This is a genomic window from Bifidobacterium subtile (assembly GCF_000741775.1).
Classification (GTDB): domain Bacteria; phylum Actinomycetota; class Actinomycetes; order Actinomycetales; family Bifidobacteriaceae; genus Bifidobacterium; species Bifidobacterium subtile.
Genome location: NZ_JGZR01000006.1, coordinates 79,799 through 99,465, shown reverse-complemented (window position 1 = coordinate 99,465; position 19,667 = coordinate 79,799). Strand labels below are relative to the sequence as shown.

Annotated in this window: 13 protein-coding genes; 6 read left to right on the top strand and 7 right to left on the bottom strand. The window is 61.1% G+C overall.

Annotated elements, in window-relative coordinates:
* Window positions 1–805 precede the first annotated feature (805 nt).
* Window positions 806–1,750: a ParA family protein gene (locus BISU_RS04980; protein ID WP_033503252.1), complete on the top strand. Its 945-nt coding sequence runs from the start codon at window positions 806–808 to the stop codon at window positions 1,748–1,750.
* 1 nt (window position 1,751) lies between these two features.
* Window positions 1,752–3,386, top strand: a complete 1,635-nt coding sequence (locus BISU_RS04975) for a ParB/RepB/Spo0J family partition protein (RefSeq protein ID WP_193039334.1) — start codon at window positions 1,752–1,754, stop codon at window positions 3,384–3,386.
* Window positions 3,387–3,618: 232 nt separating this feature from the next.
* Here BISU_RS04975 and trxB read toward each other — a convergent pair whose 3' ends face one another.
* From trxB to BISU_RS11585, 4 genes are all read right to left on the bottom strand, one after another.
* Window positions 3,619–4,560: a thioredoxin-disulfide reductase gene (trxB, locus tag BISU_RS04970; protein WP_024464446.1), complete on the bottom strand. Its 942-nt coding sequence runs from the start codon at window positions 4,558–4,560 to the stop codon at window positions 3,619–3,621.
* A gap of 140 nt (window positions 4,561–4,700) precedes the next feature.
* Complete coding sequence (locus tag BISU_RS04965; protein ID WP_081672822.1) at window positions 4,701–5,867, bottom strand: D-alanine--D-alanine ligase family protein; 1,167 nt, start codon at window positions 5,865–5,867, stop codon at window positions 4,701–4,703.
* Between the two features lie 118 nt (window positions 5,868–5,985).
* Window positions 5,986–7,308 carry an aminotransferase-like domain-containing protein gene (locus BISU_RS04960; protein ID WP_024464448.1) on the bottom strand — a complete coding sequence of 441 codons (1,323 nt, stop codon included), beginning with the start codon at window positions 7,306–7,308 and terminating at the stop codon, window positions 5,986–5,988.
* Between the two features lie 336 nt (window positions 7,309–7,644).
* Window positions 7,645–8,760 carry a metallophosphoesterase family protein gene (locus tag BISU_RS11585; RefSeq protein ID WP_024464449.1) on the bottom strand — a complete coding sequence of 372 codons (1,116 nt, stop codon included), beginning with the start codon at window positions 8,758–8,760 and terminating at the stop codon, window positions 7,645–7,647.
* Between the two features lie 343 nt (window positions 8,761–9,103).
* Here BISU_RS11585 and BISU_RS04950 point away from each other — a divergent pair, with 343 nt between their 5' ends.
* From BISU_RS04950 to BISU_RS04935, 4 genes are all read left to right on the top strand, one after another.
* Window positions 9,104–10,432: an ABC transporter substrate-binding protein gene (locus BISU_RS04950; RefSeq protein ID WP_024464450.1), complete on the top strand. Its 1,329-nt coding sequence runs from the start codon at window positions 9,104–9,106 to the stop codon at window positions 10,430–10,432.
* A 284-nt stretch (window positions 10,433–10,716) separates the two neighbouring features.
* Entirely contained in the window at window positions 10,717–11,640 is a 924-nt protein-coding gene (locus BISU_RS04945) for a carbohydrate ABC transporter permease (protein WP_024464451.1), read from the top strand.
* Between the two features lie 15 nt (window positions 11,641–11,655).
* Window positions 11,656–12,456 carry a carbohydrate ABC transporter permease gene (locus BISU_RS04940; protein ID WP_024464452.1) on the top strand — a complete coding sequence of 267 codons (801 nt, stop codon included), beginning with the start codon at window positions 11,656–11,658 and terminating at the stop codon, window positions 12,454–12,456.
* A 54-nt stretch (window positions 12,457–12,510) separates the two neighbouring features.
* Window positions 12,511–13,008 carry a GNAT family N-acetyltransferase gene (locus tag BISU_RS04935; RefSeq protein WP_024464453.1) on the top strand — a complete coding sequence of 166 codons (498 nt, stop codon included), beginning with the start codon at window positions 12,511–12,513 and terminating at the stop codon, window positions 13,006–13,008.
* A 193-nt stretch (window positions 13,009–13,201) separates the two neighbouring features.
* Here BISU_RS04935 and BISU_RS13165 read toward each other — a convergent pair whose 3' ends face one another.
* From BISU_RS13165 to BISU_RS13325, 3 genes are read right to left on the bottom strand one after another with little or no spacing between them, the layout of a single operon-like run.
* Window positions 13,202–17,482 carry a murein biosynthesis integral membrane protein MurJ gene (locus tag BISU_RS13165; protein WP_024464454.1) on the bottom strand — a complete coding sequence of 1,427 codons (4,281 nt, stop codon included), beginning with the start codon at window positions 17,480–17,482 and terminating at the stop codon, window positions 13,202–13,204.
* A complete protein-coding gene (locus BISU_RS13330) occupies window positions 17,479–18,330 on the bottom strand; it encodes a DUF6049 family protein (RefSeq protein WP_051922003.1) in 852 nt (283 codons plus the stop codon). The genes BISU_RS13165 and BISU_RS13330 overlap by 4 nt, the downstream gene beginning before the upstream one ends.
* Window positions 18,330–19,625 (bottom strand): DUF6049 family protein, encoded by a 1,296-nt coding sequence (locus tag BISU_RS13325; protein WP_051922002.1) that lies wholly within the window; start codon window positions 19,623–19,625, stop codon window positions 18,330–18,332. The genes BISU_RS13330 and BISU_RS13325 overlap by 1 nt, the downstream gene beginning before the upstream one ends.
* Between the last annotated feature and the right edge of the window lie 42 nt (window positions 19,626–19,667).

Sequence of the window (19,667 nt, the reverse complement as noted above, 5' to 3'; positions counted from 1 at the left end):
CAGGTGTTTCGGGGAGTGGTTGGCGGTTGTGGGTTGGCGGGCGTGCGTCTGTTGGGATGGGTCTGCGTGGTTTCTCGTGTAGTGTCCGGTCGCGATTCCTGCGGCGGCTGGGCGGCCCTGTCTCGTATTTCGCCCGTCGGGTCGGGCTTTTGCGGGCCTGCCGGCGTGTGTCGGTGCTTTGCGGGTTTTGTCCTGAATGTGGCCGGGTCCTGCTTGATGTCCGAATGCCGGAGGCTTTGATGCCTCCGAGCGATGTAAGGCATGCCCCAAGACAGCATATTTCCATCCTCGAGTACATGGCTTCTCAATATTTGGGCCGTTGTCAATCTCTTCTGTATCCAAGCGTATCCGCAAATGTTACGGAGCTTTCATGAGAAACGCGGCTGAGATAGAACATCATATACGAGATTTCAGATTATGATCCCGTTAGTCATAGATTAAGCAATATGCATGCATTGAACGCGTACTCTGTAATCCACTACATTGTTTCACGTGAAACAATGATTACGGATCTTCGAAATATCAGTTATCCACATCTGTACACGAGCTCGTATTTTATCCACATTGAATGTGGATAACTAGAAATTTTATAAAACTGTTCTGTTTATTGGTTTTTAAAGCCCAAAAGAGGGTGTTATGCACATGATACGGATTATTTATACACAGTTATCCACATTTATCAACAACTCGGTGGAGTGTCACTCTGTCCACCCGCATGACGAAACTGGAACAACTGTCATATCGTAGATAAGGTGCGTCAACGGATGATACATGAGTGATTAGCATCGAGAAGGAGAGCGTTTGTATGGAATCTGCCGCAGACACTATTAGGCGAATTTTTGGCGATTCAAATCGTTCTCTCGGTGCGGAAATGGCCGAAACCACATCACGATATGAGCAGCTTCGTAACGTCAGTTTCCCGAAACCTGATGCGACCAGATTCATCGCAGTCGCCAACCAAAAAGGCGGCGTAGGGAAGACCTCCACGACGGTCAATATAGCAGCGGCTTTGGCGCAGGCTGGGGCGCATATTCTTGTAATTGACATGGATCCGCAAGGCAATGCGTCGACGGCTTTTGGAATTCGGCATAATTCGGGCGAACCTTCGGTGTACGACATTTTGGAGGGACGCCTTGATATCTCTGAGGTGAAACAGCGTTGTGAATCCTTTGAGTCACTGGAAGTGGTTTCGTCTTCCATCGATTTGAGCGGAGCAGAACTGGAAGTGGCAAGTATGGAGGGGAGAACATACTTGCTCAAGCATGCTTTGGACGCATTCCTCGAGCGCAGCGACGAACATTATGACTATATATTTGTGGACTGCCCGCCGAGTCTTGGGCTACTCGTTATCAATGCTATGTGTGCCGTGAATGAGATGCTCATTCCCATCCAAGCTGAATATTATGCTCTCGAAGGTCTTGGGCAACTCATTAATACCATTGGTCTCGTGCAAGAGCACTACAATCCGGTGCTGCTGGTTTCTACGATGCTTGTCACTATGTTCGATCGAAGAACATTGCTGAGTCGTGAGGTATTTGAGGAAGTGAAGAAGCATTACCCCAATATCGTTCTTGAGACAACCATTCCGAGAACGGTGAAAATATCCGAGGCACCAAGTTTTGGACAGACAGTCATCGGATACGATCCAAGAGGAATCGGAGCTGTGGCCTATGTGGAAGCGGCGCTTGAGATTGCACGACGGTCGCCGTCGGTTCTAGCCGCAATCGAGTCGAAGCAAGGAGAACACTGAGATGGCAAGGAAATCACGTTTGGGCAAGGGGCTGGGTGCGCTGTTCCCCGATTTGCCGGGTGAAACTTCGACTCCTGAGACCGAGCCGCCGGAGAATACAACGACAAATGCTGAAGTGTCAAAAGACTCCGAAAAACCAGGAAGCAAATCAGCAGAAACTACAGCTTCTACGAGCCAGAAAACCGACTCAGCTGCTATTAAGGCACAAGCAGCCGGCACAATAACGACAGAAAGCACGACAGCGGACAGTGATAGCTCCGGTTCGTCTCATAATGGTAAAGAATTCATGCCCAAACCGGTAAACGATGCTAAAGAATCAAAATCAGAGCACTCTTCGCAGGCGAATGTTTCACGTGAAACATCGAAGTCGAAGAAGAACAAAAGGGTGAGCATACCCACTCTTGATGAGATGACACATCCAAGCGATATGTTTTTCGGTGCCAGCGCGAGTTGTTCAGACAAAAAAGCAGCGGTATCCGATGACCGCAAGCAGAATCGCGCCGGAGAGACGACTTCACAGTCCAAGACGTCCGTCCAAGGGGCGTCACAAGCACCGTCCGGTACCGCATCGTCTGATGCTACAATAGCCCACACCGATCAACATGAGGATCCCGTCGAACTGGCTCCTGTTCACGGCGGGTATCTTGCTGAATTGAAGCTGTCTGACGTGGGTCCTAATGTTCACCAGCCTCGCACGGTTTTCGATGAAGATGAGCTGAAAGAACTCGCTGATTCCATCACAGAAGTCGGTGTGCTTCAGCCCATAGTCGTTCGGAAACGCCCTGAATCGCAGATCGATGCGTTCCGCGCCGCACAGAATCAGAAGACGGAGTCACAGGCTCCGACCCAGATCGACAACCAGAGTGCCGATTTGGGATCTGCGGCTTCGGTTCATCGCCGAGTTCAGCATTCCCTGTCATCAATTGCCAACACTCCGGCACAGGACCGCTTGGACAGCGAATATGAGCTGATCATGGGCGAACGTCGTTGGCGTGCTTCGCAAATGGCCGGACTGGATACCATACCGGCCATTGTGAAAACAACCGCCGATGACGATATGCTTCGTGACGCGCTTTTGGAGAACCTGCATCGCGTCAACCTCAATCCATTGGAAGAGGCAGCAGCATATCAGCAGATGATCAAAGAGTTCGGCCTGACTCAGGCTGAGTTGTCGCATTCGATTTCAAAGTCCCGGCCGCAAATAGCCAATACTCTTCGTCTGCTGAATCTTCCAGGCTCGGTGCAGAGGCGAGTGGCTGCCGGAGTGCTTTCAGCAGGTCATGCACGGGCGCTGCTGGGGCTTTCGACTACCGAAGATATGGATAAGCTCGCAACTCGAATCATCGCAGAGGGCCTGTCTGTTCGCAGCACTGAGGAAATCGTGGCGCTGAAGACCCTGAGTGAAAAGCAGTCCAAAAAGACGAAGCAGGTGCGGAGCAATCCTTGGGCTGACTCTCCGATTCAACACAATCTGGAGAATCATCTTGACACAAAAGTCGCCATCAAAGGCAATCAGAAACACGGCAGAATAGAAATCGTATTCTCGTCGCCTGAGGATATGGATCGCATTGTAGGCCTGCTTATGCCGGGCAACGCCACTTCACAATCCACGCCGAACGAATCAGGATGGATCTGATCGATATAGGGAAAATATGTAAGGAAACGTAACAGCGAGTTCTTACACAAGAGTGTTTATGCGCAACTAGGTTTCTGATAAACATATTCACTGCATCGTTGTACAACTAGGTGAATCAGTAATCGAAACGGGGCCACGAACGTCACTATCCGTTCGTGGCCCCGTTACTTCTATCGAATCGCGTCGAGGGTCCGCTGCTGTGCTGGCATTACACCTGGCATTGCATTCAGCATCACGCGTTTAACTCGTTCAGGTAGCTCTGCGCGTCGAGGGCGGCGCGGCAGCCGGTGCCGGCGGCGGAGATGGCCTGGCGGTAGACGCTGTCGACGCAATCACCTGCGGCGAACACTCCGGCGAGCGAGGTGCGCGTAGAGGCGCCTTCGGTCGTGATATAGCCGTGCTCATCAAGGTCCAACGCGCCATCGAGGAAGCTGGTGGAAGGATTGTGCCCGATGGCCACGAAGACGCCGCTGGCCGGAATCGTTGTAGTTTCGCCAGTGGTGACGTTCTTCACCGTTACCGATTCGGCTTCCTTGTCGTTGCCGTTGACCTGCTCGACGACGGAATCGAGCACGAAGGAGAGCTTGTCGTTGGCTTTGCCGCGGTCGACCATGATCTTGGAGGCGCGGAACTCGCTGCGGCGGTGGATCAGCGTGACTGAAGAGCCGAAGCGAGTGAGGAAATCAGCGTCTTGGAAGGCGCTGTCGCCGCCGCCGACCACGACGATGGGCTTGTCTTTGAAGAAGAAGCCGTCGCAGGTGGCGCAATAGGAGACGCCACGGCCCGAATACTCCGCCTCGCCGGGCACGCCCAGCTTCCTGTAATCGGAACCGGTCGTAATGACCACTGCACGGGCCTGATAGGTGTCGCCGCCGTCGCAGGTGATGGTTTTCACATCACCGCTTAAATCGACAGACACGACATCGTCCCAGACGATTTCCGCGCCGAATTTCTCGGCCTGATGCTGCATCGCATCCATAAGATCCGGCCCCAGAATGCCATCGGGGAAGCCGGGGTAGTTCTCCACTTCGGTCGTGTTCACCAGCTGGCCGCCGGGGGTTATGGCTCCGGCGATGACCAGAGGCTGGTAGCCGGCGCGGGCGAGGTAAATCGCAGCCGTATAGCCGGCAGGGCCGGAACCGATAATCACTGCATCGCGTATGTTTTCAGTCATGGGCACCACGGTACCATCACCGGTGCTGGAAGCTGAGCCTTGAGCGCAATGGGATGCCACCGGCAGCCCAAGGGCTTTTCACCCTTCACCCTCCCCAGTCAGTTGGCCCGATCGTCGGCAATCTGCCCCTTGACCAACCCTCAGCGATGCGGCTGCACGCGATCCTGGCGCAGCACCGACTCCACAAGCTGCGAATACAGATCGGACAGATCGTATCCAGCGGCGACCGCGGCCTGCGGCAGCAGCGAAGTGTCGGTCATGCCGGGGGTGACGTTCGACTCGAGGAATTGCGGGATGCCGTCGGCGTCCACAATGAAATCAGTGCGCGAGAGGTCACGCAGACTCAGCGTCCTATGCGCGGCCAGCGCCGCATCCTGCGTGGCCTTGAGCACCTCGGCGGGCAGGCGCGCGGGCACATAGAAGTCCGTTGGCCCCGGAGTGTAGCGGGCGTCATAATCATAGGTGCCGTTCGGCGTCACGATCTCCAGCGGCGGCAGCACCAGCGGCTCGCCGTCGATTTCCAGCACCGAAACCGACACCTCCGCGCCGGTGATGGCTCGCTCGACCAGCGCGACTTCGCCATAAGCGAAGCAGCTGACCATCGCCTGCGGCAGCTGCTTCGCATCGGTCACGAGCGTGCAGCCGAGCGCGGAGCCGCCCATCGTGGGCTTGACGAACAGCGGCAGCCCGAGCGAATCGACAAGCAGCTCGATGACTTTGCTCGCGCCCAGCTCGCGGAACATCGATTCGGGCAAGGTAACGGAATGCGAGGTGTTCAATCCCCCGAGCTTGCGCACGACATTCTTCGCGATGGGCTTGCTCCATGCGGTGCGTGAGGCTTTGGCGCGCGAGCCGATGTAGGGCAGCCCTTCCATTTCGAGGATGTCGCGGATCGAGCCATCCTCGCCGTTGGCGCCGTGCAGCAGCGGCCAGACGACGTCGGGGCGCGTGGCGGGGTCGGAGAGATACTGCAGCAGGTCGCTGTCCATATCGTGGTAGTTCACTTGCCATCCGGCGTCTTCCAGGAAGCCGCCGACGCGATGGCCTGAGCTGAGCGAGATATCGCGCTCATGGCTCAGTCCTCCGCAGATAATCAGCACCGAGGTCTCGCCGCGCGGCCGCAGGGCGCTCGAAGCCGCTGCATCGGCGCTGGCGCTGGCGTCGGGGGTGCCGGCCTTGTCTGCAACTGCGCTATCTGCGTCAGCGGCTACTGTCGCAGTCTGCCCGGCATGAGCCTCGCCTTCTTCGCTGAGTGAATCAGGGTCTGTTGTCGCTTCGCTGGAGGGATTGTCCTTGATCGTTGCCATGGCGTTCGCCTTTCTTACCAAGTATTCGTTCATGCCTGTTTTCGTTATGCCTTTGAGACGGCTGCGGAGAGATCGCGAGGAGATTGGCGCTCAAGCCGAATCCTCGCAAACCCGCAGTTCATCGCACTTGGGGGCCGGGGTATTCGGGGTCGCGCGGGTCGGAATCGGGCACGCCGCTGGTGCCGAAGAGCTCGGTCGTCTCGCGCTCGGCGTCGATGACGCCGGCAAGGCGACGCACGCCCTCGTGGATACGGTCGGGCGTGGGGTAGCAGAACGACAGCCGCATGTGGTCGCGCCCTTCGCCGTTCGTGTAGAAGCCGGTTCCGGCCACGTAGGCGACCTTGGCGGTGACGGCGCGCGGCAGCATCGCACGCGAATCCAGGCCCTCGGGGATCTTGAGCCAGATGTAGAAGCCGCCCTTGGGCTTGTGCCAGGAGCAGTAGGGCAGGTACTCGTGCAGCGCGGCGTCCATCGTATCGCAGCGTTCCTTGTACATGCCGCGGTAGTCGTTGATCTGCTTCTTCCAGTCGAAGTTGTCCAGATAGGTGGCGATCGTGAACTGGCTCATATTCGGCGGGCACAGGACCGAAGCCTCGTTGGCCAGCACGAGCTTCTGGCGGATGCCCGGGGGCGCGATCATCCACGCGATGCGCATGCCCGGCGCGATGATCTTCGAGAAGCTCGACATGTACACGACGTTCTGATTGTCCATCGAGCGCATCGCGGGGTAGGTCTGCCCGTTGAAGCCGAGCAGACCGTACGGGTTGTCTTCGACGATGAGCACATGGTATTTGCGGGCGATCTCGAGGATGCGCGGGCGGCGCTCGACGCTCAGCGTCACGCCGGCCGGGTTGTGGAAGTTCGGCACGGTGTAGAGGAACTTGACCTTCTTGCCCAGTTTGCGCTGCTCGACGATGGTCTGCTCGAAGGATTCGGGAATCAGCCCGTTCTCGTCAAGCATGACGTTGACGACCTCGACCTGGAAGGATTGGAACGCGCCGAGCGCACCGACATAGTTGGGCGCCTCGGAGAGCACGACATCGCCTGGGTCGCACATGATGCGCGTGATGAGATCAAGGGCGTTCTGCGAGCCATTGGTGATGACCACATCGTCGGGCTGCGCGTCGGTGATGCCCTCGAGCTCCATGATCTGCAGCACATCCTCGCGCAGATGCGGATCGCCCTGCGCGGAGCCGTACTGCCAGGCCACATCGCCCTTGTCGACCATCATCTTGGCGATGAGTTCGGAAAGCTCCTTGAACGGCATGTATTCGAGATAAGGCATGCCGCCGGCGAGCGAAACCACCTCCGGCCTGGAGGCCACGGCGAACAACGCTCGGATCTCGGAGGCTCGCATGGCCTCCGCGCGGGCGGCGTACGAGCCGTACCAAGGATCATTCCTGATGACCTTCGAGGATGGAGGAGTGTCGGTTTCGGACATGCTAGGGCCTTTCTTCACGATGCACGCACGACGTGTCGAAGTCGTGATCCTCGAAGAGGCAAGCCGGACGCACTGAACGCGGCTGCCCCCTCGCGGAGTTCAACGTATAGGGAAACTCTAGTCGACCGGGTGTAACTGTCACCAGCGGCGCGGGAAATGTCACGACTTCGACACGTGGAAGTCGTGAAAAGCGCACGTGGCGCATATCGCGAAGGGCGGTATGAAGCATATTGCGAGCGGCACAGGCTGCTGCCGCGGATCCGGCGGCACGCTGGAACAGGCGGGGAATCGCGACGCTCAGCGCTTTGGCGGCAGGTTCGGTGAGCTGGCGGCAGATTAGTCGCCGCCAGCAAGCGGAGCAGGCGTGATCAGCGATTCCGTGCCATGGCCCGTGGAGCGCAGCAGCACCAGATTGACGCTGTGGTTCGCATCCCACGAATGCGTGGTCGCCCGGCTCCAGAACGGATCCTGGTTGCGTGAGCACGCCCCGGCTATGGAGACCGGCACGCCGGCGAATGTGGCGGCGGAGGCAAGATGCACGTGACCGCACAGCATGGCACGTATATCGCTGCCACGCACCACGGCTGCAAGATTGGCGGACGAAGCCGCATCGAGCTCCCACTGCCGCGCCTCGAACTGGTAAGGGCGGACCGGCGGATGGTGCATGAGCAGCACCGAACCCGCAGGCGCACTATCGCCAAGGAGCCGGGCAAGCCAATTCAGCTGCTGCGCGCTGAGCGAGCCATCGTTGCGCCCCGGCATGCTGGAATCCAGCACGATTACGCGCAGCTCGCCCGCGCGTGTAGGCAGGCGGAAACTGTAGTCCACGCCATCATCGGGATGCGATGGCCGGATTTCCATAGGGCGGCTGCGCCGGCTATCGCTGCGAAGCCCTCGTAATGCTGCTGTATCCGCTATATCCGTACGATCTGTGCGATCCGTGCGTGGAGATGTATTGACGATGCCGGGTGACACCGCATGCATGGGCGGCGTCGCATCGCCGGACGAAGCTGTTTCATCGGACAGCTTGGCACCGCTGGATAACGTTGCGTTGCCGGGCAGCGCCGGCTGCATGAGCAGCACGTCACGGAACGCGGCGCGTTCATCATGATTGCCCATGCTGTAAGCCACCGGGCAGCCAATGCGCCCGCCGGCCGCAGCAAGGCGCTCGCCGACGTGTCGATAGGCCTGACGCGCCCGCTCCCCGTGTTCGGCGTCGCAGATGTCTCCGGTCACCGCGATGAGATCGGGGCGCAACCCGGAATCGGCGATGCGCTGGCACAGCAGGTCGAAGGTGGCTCGTGAATCGTAATCGCGCTGCGGCCGGGCGCCACGGTCATCCGCTGCGGCGATATGCGTGTCGCTGATATGGATGATGGTGATGTCATGGTCATCACCGCCCTCTTTGTTGCTGCCGTCGTCGTCGGCTGTGTTGCGTAGCGAGCATTGCACGGCTATCTCCCTTCATATTCCATATATTCATGGTCATGCGCGTGCGCCTGCTTCGGGCTGGCCCACGGCCATGATCCGAAGCTAACAGCTTGCGACGGCCCGGACGACAGCACATGCCGACGTCCGGGCAATAAGCGCGAAGAATTCATGTGCCCTTTGCCCGTACGTAAGCTGCAGGACCATTCGAGTTTGCGCCGCGGTGCTGTAATCGTTTCGCAAGGTGCCATCGTGCATGATTTGCCGCCCGCCTGGTTATATATCCGGTCAGAAGCGAGCGCATTGTGCGAACACGAACAACGATGGCGCGTATAGGCAAGCACGAACGATACGAACGAAGAGGATTATGACACGCAAAGGAAAGCTTCTTGCCGGCGTCGCGGCGGCGATGAGTCTGCTGACGATGGCAAGCGCCTGCGGTTCGACGCAGGGCAATACGGCCAAGGCCGATGATGCGAATGGCCACGTTGAGTTGACATGGTACTACCCGGTCAACGTCGGCGGCGAGATCACGAAAACCATCGAGGGACTTACCGCCCAGTACAACAAAGAACACCCCAATGTGACCATCAAACCCGTATACACGGGCGACTATGACGAAACCCGCACCAAGGTGCAGGCCGGGGTGCGAGCCAAAAAGCTCCCGGACTTAGGCGTTTCGCTCTCCTCCGAGCTGTATACCTACCGCGATATGGGCGCGATACAGCCCCTTGACGACCTGATCGACGCGGATTCGGACGGCAAGCAGTACCTCGTCGACTTCTATCCGGCGTATCTCGCCAACTCGCAGGCGGATGGGAAGACCTGGTCGATCCCCTTCCAGCGCAGCACCGTCGTGCTGTACTACAACAAGGACCTCTTCAAGAAGGCCGGACTGGACCCGGACAAGCCGCCGACCACATGGGATGAGCTGCGCGACGATGCCAAGAAGCTGACCGTGCCCGGCCAGCAGTGGGGCGTCGAGCTGCCTTCCACGGTGAGCACATACTGGATCTACCAGGCGCTGGCGTTGCAGAATGCCGGCAAGGGCCGCAACATCATGAGCAATGATGGCAAGAAAGCCTATTTCGACACCACATCCAATGTGGAGGCGCTGCAGTTCATGAGCGACCTGTCACGCAAGGACAAGGTGATGCCGACCGGCACCATCGACTGGAAGACCTCGCCTACCGACTTCATCAACGGCAAGACCGCGATGCTGTACCAGACCACGGGCAACCTGACCAATATCAAGAACAACGCGAAATTCGACTTTGGCGTCGCCTTCCTGCCTGCGGGCAAGCAGTATGCGACACCGACCGGCGGCGGCAATCTGTACGTGTTCAAAGGCATTCCGGATTCGCATAAGCAAGCCGCGTGGAAGTTCATCCGCTGGCTGACCACGCCTGAGCGCGCCGCGCAGTGGAGCATCGACACCGGCTATGTCGCGCCCTCCAAGAAGGCCTACGAAACCGATGCGATGAAGAAGTACATCGCTGGATTCCCGCAGGCGGCCGTGGCGAGGGATCAGCTCAAGTACGCTACCAAGGAGCTTTCCACCCATAATAACGGCAAGGTCATGCAGGCGCTGAATGATGCCGTGCAGGCCACCGTCATCGGCGACAAGACGCCCGCGCAGGCGCTCAAGGACGCGCAGCAGCAGGCCGACGAGGCGCTGGCCCCTTACAGCAAATAACTATTGCGCGTCTCCCCCGTCTTGGGTCTGTGCCGCAGCTTGTGGCAGCGGGAGCTGCGATCCGCTGTCGCATGCGGCATGGCTGCGAGGCGGTGCGGGACGCGCCGTGCGATGTGATCGCCAGTGTTGTTTAAGCGGTGTTGTTTAAGCGGTGCTGCGATGTGCCGGCTGCGAGGTGTCGATAAACCGACGACGGCGCACATATGGCTGAACGCATAATGGCTCCGCGATTGCGATGCATGCTACCAGCTGTTATCGGCATCGCCAGAGGAAAGGAAAACGGCGTGGAACGTGAGATCACCCGTCAGGGCCGCAGGATTGGCCGGCGCAAGGGACAGGGCATCAGCCATGCCCGAGCCAGAACAGGGTTCACCGCATGTGCGCTCCTACTGCCCTCGTTCGCGCTGCTGGCAGTGTTCACGATTTTCCCCATCGGCCAGACGCTTCGCCAAAGCCTCTACCTCGATGACCCGGGCCTGCCTGCTCCGCAGTTCGTGGGCGCCGCCAACTATCAGGCGCTTGCCTCGGATCAGGTGTTCTGGAAGGCCTTGGGCAATTCGGCGATCTACGTCGTCGGCATCGTGCCGTGCAGCGTGGCGCTGGCCATGGTGATGGCCATGATGATCAATCGGGTGTTCAAGGGCAATTCGGCGGTGCGCTCCCTGTTCTTCTACCCAGTGATTCTGCCCTTGGTGGCCGTGGCCAATATCTGGCTGTATCTTTACTCGTCGGAAGGCATCATCACCTGGCTGCTTTCGGTTCTTCACATGGGCAATGAGAGCCTGCTCAGCAGCGGGGCAACCGTGAAGGTGGCGCTTATCGTCATGCTGGTGTGGAAGGACGCGAGCTTCTACATGGTGTTCTTCCTCGCGGCGCTCAAGAATCTGCCGCAGGACGTGTTCGAAGCGGCGGCGCTCGACGGTGCCCACGGGTGGAAGCTGTTCTGGAATATGACCTTCCCGCTGGTCATGCCCACAACGTTGTTCTGCCTGGTGATGTCGACCGCCGACGCCTTCCACCTGATCGATCACCTCATCGTGATGACCCAAGGCGGTCCGAACAACGCCAGCACGTCGCTGCTGTACTACATCTACCAGGCGTCTTTCCAGTTCGTCGACGCAAGTAAGGCCACAACCGTCACGGCGTGCCTGCTGCTCGTGCTGCTCATCGTATTCGGCGCGCAGCTGTCCTTGATGGAGAAGAAATGACGGAGAGGAATCATCATGAATCTTGAGAGCGTGGCTGCACGGCGAGCCAAGACCATCGGCACTTGGCTGTTCGCCGCATTGTGGGTCATCCCGCTCGTGTGGGTGGTGTGGCGCTCGCTGCGCACCGATGGCGCCGACGGCTATTCCATCGCCAACTTCCTGTCGGCGTGGCATGCCGCTCCGTTCCCTCGGTACTATCTCAACACGATTCTCATAGCGCTTGGCGTGCTGGCGGTGCAGGTAGTGACCAGCACCTTGGCGGCGTACGCCTTCGCGCGGCTGGATTTTCGGTTCAAGAATCTGCTGTTCGTGCTGTATCTGCTGCAGATCATGATTCCCAACGAGGTGCTGATATTCCAGAACTACCAGACCGTGGCCAACCTCGGCCTGGTAGATACCATGCTCGGTATCATGATTCCGTATTTCTTTTCGGCATTCGGCGTGTTCCTGCTGCGCCAGACCTTCCAAGGCGTGCCCATGGAGCTTGAGGAGGCGGCGCGGCTGGACGGCTGCAACACGCTGCAGGTCATCTGGCATTTCTATGTGCCGTTGGCCAAACCGACGTATGTGGCGTTCGGACTGGTTTCGGTCAGCCACCAATGGAGCAATTTCCTGTGGCCGCTGGTCGTCACGAACTCGCCAAGCAACCGCCCGCTTTCCCTCGGCATGTCGTTGTTCGCCAAGACGACAGAAAGCAGTGCGCAATGGGGCCAGCTTTCCGCAGCGACCCTGCTGGTGATCGCGCCGCTCTTGGTTGCGTTCTTCATCTTCCAGCGGCAATTCGTCAGCAGCTTCATGATGTCAGGCATCCGCTAGCCGTTTTTGGCTTGGCCAGCGCAGGATGACGGGGATCAGGTAGGATGCCGTGGTATGAGAATTCGCTCCATCGAAGCCGCCGACGATGCGGCCGTCGCCGTGCTTGTCAGGACTAGCCTGCATGCGGCAGGCCTTGATATTCCGGGGACCGCGTATTTCGACCCGCAGCTCGACCGGCTCGCCGAATACTATGGCGAGCGGGAGGACCGGCATTACTGGGTGGCCGAGGAAGACAACCGGGTTGTCGGCGGCGTGGGCATCGCGCCGGTCGTGGGGTCCGAGGGCGTCTGCGAGCTGCAGAAGCTGTATGTCGATGCCGCGTACCGGAGCCGCGGCTACTCCAAGGCGCTGATCGACACGGCGCTGCCGTTTGCCGCGCAATATTTTGACCGCTGCTACCTCGAAACCCACAGCGTGCTTGGGATCGCCGGAGCACTCTATCGCAGCTATGGCTTTGCATTCCTGGATGGACCGCTGCCCGGCGGCGAGCACAGCGCCATGAACCGCTGGGCCATCAAGGATCTGGGTGACCTGCGTGCCGATGTGGCTTAGCGTCCGGATTGTAGCGGTAGCAGCGGGTTAGCGCTACAATCCGGACGCTAACGCGCCCTTAGCGGCAGGATTGTAGCGTCAGGCCGAAGATAGCGCTACAAAGCGGATGCTGGGTCTCGCTGGGGCGAAGGGGGCGGCTGGGGACGGGGACGCTGTGAGCGGGCTGCGTAACGGCCCATGCCGCGTCCAACGGCTAGTAGATCTGCACGGAATCGATGTAGAGCTGGCTGCCGGGAAGGCTGTCGAAGGGAACCCAGAGCAGAAAGTCCTGCGCGTTGGTCGGCTTGCTGAACTTCACATCCGTGGTGCCGCTGGCGTCGAAGGAGAACTGGGCGACCTGCTCGCCCTGCGTCGGGTTGGTCGTGGCGTTGGCGCGCAGATACCCCGTGCCGCCTGAGGAACGGATCTTGATGACGAAGCGGTAGGCGTCCTGAGGCTGGCTCAGATGCATGTAGTAGGCGTATCCGCGCTGCCCGCCGGGGTTGGTGAGGAACTCCTGCTTGTCGATATCGAAGGGCGTATTGTTCTGCGGCACCTTGGGAGCAGGCACCTGCCTGGCGTTCTTGTCGGCGGTGATGACGCTGGGTTGGGTCGGCTTCTTCGTGGCCTTGGGGCTAGCGCTCTTTGCGGCTGGGGAGCTTGCCTTGGGGCTGGCGCTCTGCTTGCTGGCGTCGGCCGTGGCGCTAGGGTTGTCGGCCGGGCTGCTGGTGCTGTCGCCGAACGGCACATCATTGAGATCGGTGGTGGGCCACGAGTTCGTCTGGCTGCCGTCTCCCCCGGTGGAGGAGTTGCGGTTGAGCAGGCCGTGCATAGCCAGGCTGAGCGCGGTGATGACGATGATGGCCACGACCACGATTGCGACGACTTTGGTCGTGATGCGCCCGAACAGCGGCGCATCGGCGATATCCTCGTCGTCTCCGGTCGGGTTCGACGGGCCAGTTGGGCCAGTTGGGTTCGGCGCTTCTGCTGCGGCGGCTGCCCCAGCGGTTTTCAACGGCTTCGCCGGCTGCGTCGCATCATGGGCCGTGGGAGTGAAGCTCGGCGGCAAGGCCACCGCTGCCACGGCGTCTCGCTGGGCCTGTTCAGCTGCAAGCGCGCGCTGGGATTCCGCCCCCGGAGCGACTTGATTGCCGTCGCCGTCGATGACGGGGATGCGCCCGGTCGCCTCGAAGGAGCCGGTTGCCGGACTCTCCTCGAAGCCCACAGGATTCATGATCTGCGTGGAGAAATCGAACTGCATGGGCCCTGTGCCGCTGTCGTCGCCATTGCCCTGCTCCGCGTTGAAATCGAAGCTGGAGAACAGCGTGCCGTAGTCGGGTTCGTCCGGGGCGATGATTTCGGCCATTTCGCTGGCTGCCACATCGCGGAAGTCCGGCACCTCGCCGCCTTCCAAGTCCAAGCCTTCGCCAGCTGCCTGCCCGGCTGAGCCGGGAGCGGGCCTGCCCTTGCCCCACAGGGACTTCAGCCCGCTGCCCAAGGCGGTGAGTCCAGCAGTCTTGGCGGCGGCTTCAGGGTTCGCGCCTTCGGCGTCGGCGCCAGCAGCCCCGCTAACGTCGGGCGAGGCATCGTACCGTTTGCGCATGCTGGTGAAAATCGTATCCGGAATCTCCAGCAGGCGTCTGGCGCCGCCGGTGACCAGCGGCGCGACCGTGATGGAGGCGGGGCTGTCCGCCGCGGGTTTGCTCAGGTCCAAAGGCGTCAGCTGGCTTACGGGCTTCCAATCGCCCAGCAGAGCGGAGAACTCGGCCAGCGTCACCATCGGGATGGCGTGTCCTTCGCCTTCATCGCGCAAGTGGAGGCCGCGCTTGCAGATGAGCGCGAATTCGTCCGGAGCATCCTGCGGGATATGGTCGGCGTTGAATCCTGAGATCCGACCCGAAGGAGTTTCGGTGAGCATTGCATACAGCACTGCCGCAAGCTGCCAGGTCGCGAGCTGTTCGCCGTGGATGCCGTTCGGCGGCGCAATGACATCGGCCATAACGGGCCCGAAAGGCACGTCGGCGAGCTGGATGCCCTGCGAGGTGATGCGTATGGTGGTGGTGTCCAGCACGAGACGCTCCATGCCGCCGGCGAGCAGCTGCTGGGCGGTTTGCGCGGCCTCGCCAAGAATCGAGCGCATCGCAGCGAAGCCAAGCATGCGGTCAGAACGCCCTTGGCAGTACTCTCCTAACGCCGATCCCGCGTCCAGCTGGGTGACAACGATGGCCACGCCGTCGCGTTGCTGCAGCTGCAGCACGGGCGTGACATGAGGGTTCTTCGAGAGCACCAGCGAAGAAGCGATGGCGTTGACCTGATCGATGGCCTCGGCGTCATTGACGATGAATAGCTGGCAATCGCGGGCCAGCGCACGGTCATTCGCCTTCCAAACCTGCAGCCCCGGTTCGTCGCGCAACAGCGAAACCAAGGTGTAACGGTTGATGACAACATCTCCCAATTCAGGCTTCATAATTCCTTCAACTCCATGGCGCGGCGTCAGCGCTGGCGTTTGCGGCGCTGTGGATATTCTACCGGTGGGGATAGCCGAGATCTGGGTGCTGGCCGGGCCGGAATCACGGCTGACCAGTTCATGCGCCACGGGGTCGAACATCGGCGGCGGCACCATCGTGGAAGCCGGTGCGACGGCGCTGACGACGCGGGCGCGGTCAGCTGGTTTGGCGCTGAACCGCGGGTCTGGCAGCTGGCTGGGCTGCGCTCCTGACTGCGTACGCGGGACGGCGCTGGAACGTGACGCGGAGCTTGAACGCGGACCGGCCGGGCCGGCTGGCCCAGCTGGAGCCTTGCGTGCGCGGCGGGTAAGGCGGCCGACGAGAGCGCCGGCCATCGCCATGAATTCCTGCGTGCGCAGCAGCCACAGCACAATCGCATACAGCGCGCTCACCAGCACGCCGAGCACGAAGCACACCGCGATGGACTGCAGCCAGGTCATGCTGTCGCCTGCGCCGTTCGCCCCACATGCCCCGCCGAAAGCCGTGCCGCTCATATGCGCCCCGACCAACGCGTAGACCGGTTGGCTCATCCGCCAGCCGACCACAACCGCCACCACGCCGGCGATGAGCGCCTTGACATAAGTGAGGGTGATGCGGCGGCCGTCCATAGCGCCGCCGAAGCGCTTGCGCAGCATGCGGGCCAGAATCGGGAAAGCCAGCACATAGCCGACTGAAATCGATGCGCCCAACAGCGTCGCCCAATGAACCGGCGAAAGCAGCAGCACGCCCGCGAACAGCACGACAAGCTGAAGGCCGGACTGCAGCGCGATGAACAGGAAGGGGTGCTTGCCGTCCTCGAAGGCATAGAAGGTGCGCTGGATGATGAGATAGGCGCCCGCCATGGGCAGATTGGCGGCCAGCGCCATCAGCGGGCCCGCCATCAGCGCCGCTTCATGCACGCTCACGGAAGGCAGCAGCGCCAGCGTGATCGGCGTGGGCATCACCAGAAACACCGCCGTGAAGAAGCACATCATCAGCCCGACATTGCGCAGCGACTGGCTGAGGTTGTCGCGGGCCGACGCGATGTCGGAGGCGGCGACCGCCTTCGAGATGTGCGGGAATATGGCCGTGGCCACCGAGACGGCGATAAGCGAATACGGCAGTATGTAAATCGTGTAGGCGTTCTGGTAGCTGGCGTTGCCGGCTACGTCGAACTGGCTGAGCCCCAGCAGCCGCGCGGCCCGGTCCGGTGCGCTGGTGGTGACATTGGTGTTGATGATCGTGGCGAGCTGCTCGACGGCCACGATGCCTACGCTCCATGCGGCGACCGGGCCCATCGCGCGCAGGCCGATCCCCTTGAAGCCCCAGCTCGGGCGGTATCGAATGCCGGCTTTGCGAAGCGGCAGGAACAGCACCAGCGCCTGGAAGGCGACGCCCAGCGTCCACGCGCCGGCTGTCAGGCTGATCTTGCCAGTGGTCCAGAAGTCGAGCGGGCGGCGATCGGCTCGGCCGAAGAGCACGATAAACGCCACGAAGCCGGCGCTGCTGATGATATTCGCGCCCACCGAGCTCCACGCATACGTGCCGAAGTGGTCCTTGGCGGCAAGAATCTGCCCGACGACGGTATAGAGGCCGTAGAAGAAGATCTGCGGCATGCACCACAAGGTGAAGGCGTTGGCCAAGGCGAGCATATCGGACCCGCCGCCGACGTAGAGCCGCGTGAGCAGCGGCGTGCCGGCGGTCATGAGCAGCGTGACGGCGAGCAGCAGTGCGACGGCGAAGGTGATCAGCTTGTTGAGCCTGTCTTCAGCATCTTCCTGCCGCAGCGTGCGCACGATCTGCGGCACGAGCACCGCGTTGAAGATGCCGCCGGAGACCAGCGTGAACACCACTTGGGGGATCATCGATCCGGCTTGGTACGCATTGGCTGCCAGGCCCGTCGTGCCGATGGCCGCGGCGAGCAGGATCGTGCGTATCTGGCCGGTAAGGCGGGAGGCTGCGGTTCCGCTCGCCATGATCAGTGAGTTGCGGCCAACTGATGAACTCATTCGTCGGGATCTTTCTTGCGGTGGAACTGACGCCACAGACCCAGCAGGCCCAGCGCGATGGCGATGGCGATGAATACGAACCCGCTCATGTCGCTGATCTGCAAGGTGCTGATGATCGGCGTGGACTGCGGGGCGGAGAACTGGCCGCCGGCGCGGTCAAGCAATGTCAGATGGGCGGTGGCGCTGCCCGAGGTCGAGACGCGGATGGTGAAGGTCGTCTGCGTGCTGCCGTGCGCCGGCACATCGACGTCGGAGAAGCGCGTGGTGACGATTTCCATCGAATCGGTCAATGACGAAATGCGCACGCGGACCGGGTAAGGGTGGCTGTTGCTGATGGTGACGGGCATGCTGGCGGTTTCGCTCACCACGGTCACGCGTTCGGTCGGGGTGATGGTGACGCCGCCGAGGAGCTTCGCGGCCAAGGATTGCGCTCCTGCGACCATGAGCTCGCGCACGGAAGCGCTGCCGCTGAGCGCGTGCAGGGCGAGGCGGTCGTGGACGGCGATCACGCTCGACATCCACTTGGCGCTGCCTTGGCTGGTGTTGGTGTTGGCGTCCTGCTGGGCCAAGGCCTGCGGGCTGCCCTCGTCGCTTGCCGAAGGAGCGTTGCTGTTGGCGGGCGCGGAGTTTTCCGGGGCGAGAATCGAGGCGGCGAAGCGGGAGGCGTCGGCCCGAGTGCCGCGCAGGGTGCTCAACGTATCGTCAAGCGCCTTCATTTTCTGCTGCGAGATGCCGCTGTCGCTGGGCACCATCGACGCGGCATCGTCTCCGGAGGCATAGGGTTCGGCGGCGGACAGCGCGTCAAGCGAGGTGAGGCTGAGCCAGGAGGCCTGCTCGATCGCGCCCATCAGGCGCTGGAGTCAGCGGCCGGAGCGCTGGCGGAGAAACAGACGAGCAGATTACGCGCGGTGTAGGGCTGCTCCATTTGGTAGAAGGCGCTCTGGGCCATGAAGCGTGCGATGCGGCCGGCTGCGCTGGACTCGCCGTGCGCGTGCGCATTCGACATATGGCCATGGGCCAGGCTGCTCAGCTCGCGCTGGGCGGCGAGCACTGTCACCTCGCCATCATCGGTCGGCACGACGTATTTGCCCGTGTGCACGGTGGCCGCATCCGCGTCGTCGAAGCCGCTGCTGGCGATGACGGTCGAGAAGCCTTGGCGTTTGGCCTGATCCAGCGCCTGCATGGTCCAGCGCCCCGCGCCTTGCCATGCATAGGCTGGCTGGCTGGCAGACTGGTCTCCCAAGGCGTCGCGCAGCTGTGCGGTGGCGGCATCCGCGTTCCACGCGGCGGTATCGACGCCGGAATCCGTGTAGGCCTGCGGATCGTCTTCGGCCGCGTAACCGGTGATATCGAAGTAGCCGGACTGCATGATGCCGGCGCTTTTCGGCGGCAGGGACAGCGACCTGAGATATGTCGGGTCGGCCACGGCCTGCAGCATCGGGTGCTGGGCGAGCAGCTGCCCGGTGTCGTGCGGCAGCTTCGTGCCGCCGCGCAGGGACACCGCGTTGTCCGGCGTGATCTTCGCCGCTTCATCCCCGGTGCCGGCTAGCAATATGGACGTGGCGTTGTCGTCAAGCTGCCAGCTTCCGGTCAGTGGCATGGCCACCGTAAGACCCATGGCAGGCGTGTCGGCCGTGTTCAGGCCGTCTTGGGAGCGGGTCAGAAAGGACGTGCTCTGCGCCTGAGTGCCGCTGGCGTCGCCATAGTCGAGCAGCAGCGGCTTGGGTCCCCAGTTCACCATGGCTTTGAGCCGGTCCTGATTCGCGGGCACATCGATGCTGACTGCGGCGCTCGCGCCGGGCGCCAACGCGGAGACATGCGCCTGCCCGAGCTGGTCGGGCGTGGGAATGGGAGCCTCGCCCTGCGCCCACTGCTGGATGTCGGTGCGCGAGACGAAGCCATAGAAGATATTGGTCGACAGCGTGACGGTGCCTTCCGGCAGCGCGGCAGACGTGCCGTTGCTGATCGTGGCCTTGAGATGGTATCCCGAGCTTGCGGTCACCACTGCCGTCGCCGCGTCGATGGAGATCGAGACGCCTGATGCGTCTTGCCCTTGCGCTTGATCCGCGCTGTTGCCGCCCGGGCTGGTGGCAGCCGTGCTGGTCTGTGCGAATGCGGGCGATGTGGCGACGCAAGCCGCCAACAAGGTTAAGATGGCGGCGAAAAGCGCCGTGAGTCGGCCCGA

Bases quoted from the DNA above. Each gene is read 5' to 3' on its own strand.
- BISU_RS04950 (WP_024464450.1), top strand. From the start codon at position 9,104: ATGACACGCAAAGGAAAGCTTCTTGCCGGCGTCGCGGCGGCGATGAGT.
- BISU_RS04960 (WP_024464448.1), bottom strand. From the start codon at position 7,308: ATGTCCGAAACCGACACTCCTCCATCCTCGAAGGTCATCAGGAATGAT.
- BISU_RS13165 (WP_024464454.1), bottom strand. From the start codon at position 17,482: ATGAGTTCATCAGTTGGCCGCAACTCACTGATCATGGCGAGCGGAACC.
- BISU_RS04940 (WP_024464452.1), top strand. From the start codon at position 11,656: ATGAATCTTGAGAGCGTGGCTGCACGGCGAGCCAAGACCATCGGCACT.
- trxB (WP_024464446.1), bottom strand. From the start codon at position 4,560: ATGACTGAAAACATACGCGATGCAGTGATTATCGGTTCCGGCCCTGCC.
- BISU_RS04965 (WP_081672822.1), bottom strand. From the start codon at position 5,867: ATGGCAACGATCAAGGACAATCCCTCCAGCGAAGCGACAACAGACCCT.
- BISU_RS04975 (WP_193039334.1), top strand. From the start codon at position 1,752: ATGGCAAGGAAATCACGTTTGGGCAAGGGGCTGGGTGCGCTGTTCCCC.
- BISU_RS04980 (WP_033503252.1), top strand. From the start codon at position 806: ATGGAATCTGCCGCAGACACTATTAGGCGAATTTTTGGCGATTCAAAT.
- BISU_RS13330 (WP_051922003.1), bottom strand. From the start codon at position 18,330: ATGGGCGCGATCGAGCAGGCCTCCTGGCTCAGCCTCACCTCGCTTGAC.
- BISU_RS04935 (WP_024464453.1), top strand. From the start codon at position 12,511: ATGAGAATTCGCTCCATCGAAGCCGCCGACGATGCGGCCGTCGCCGTG.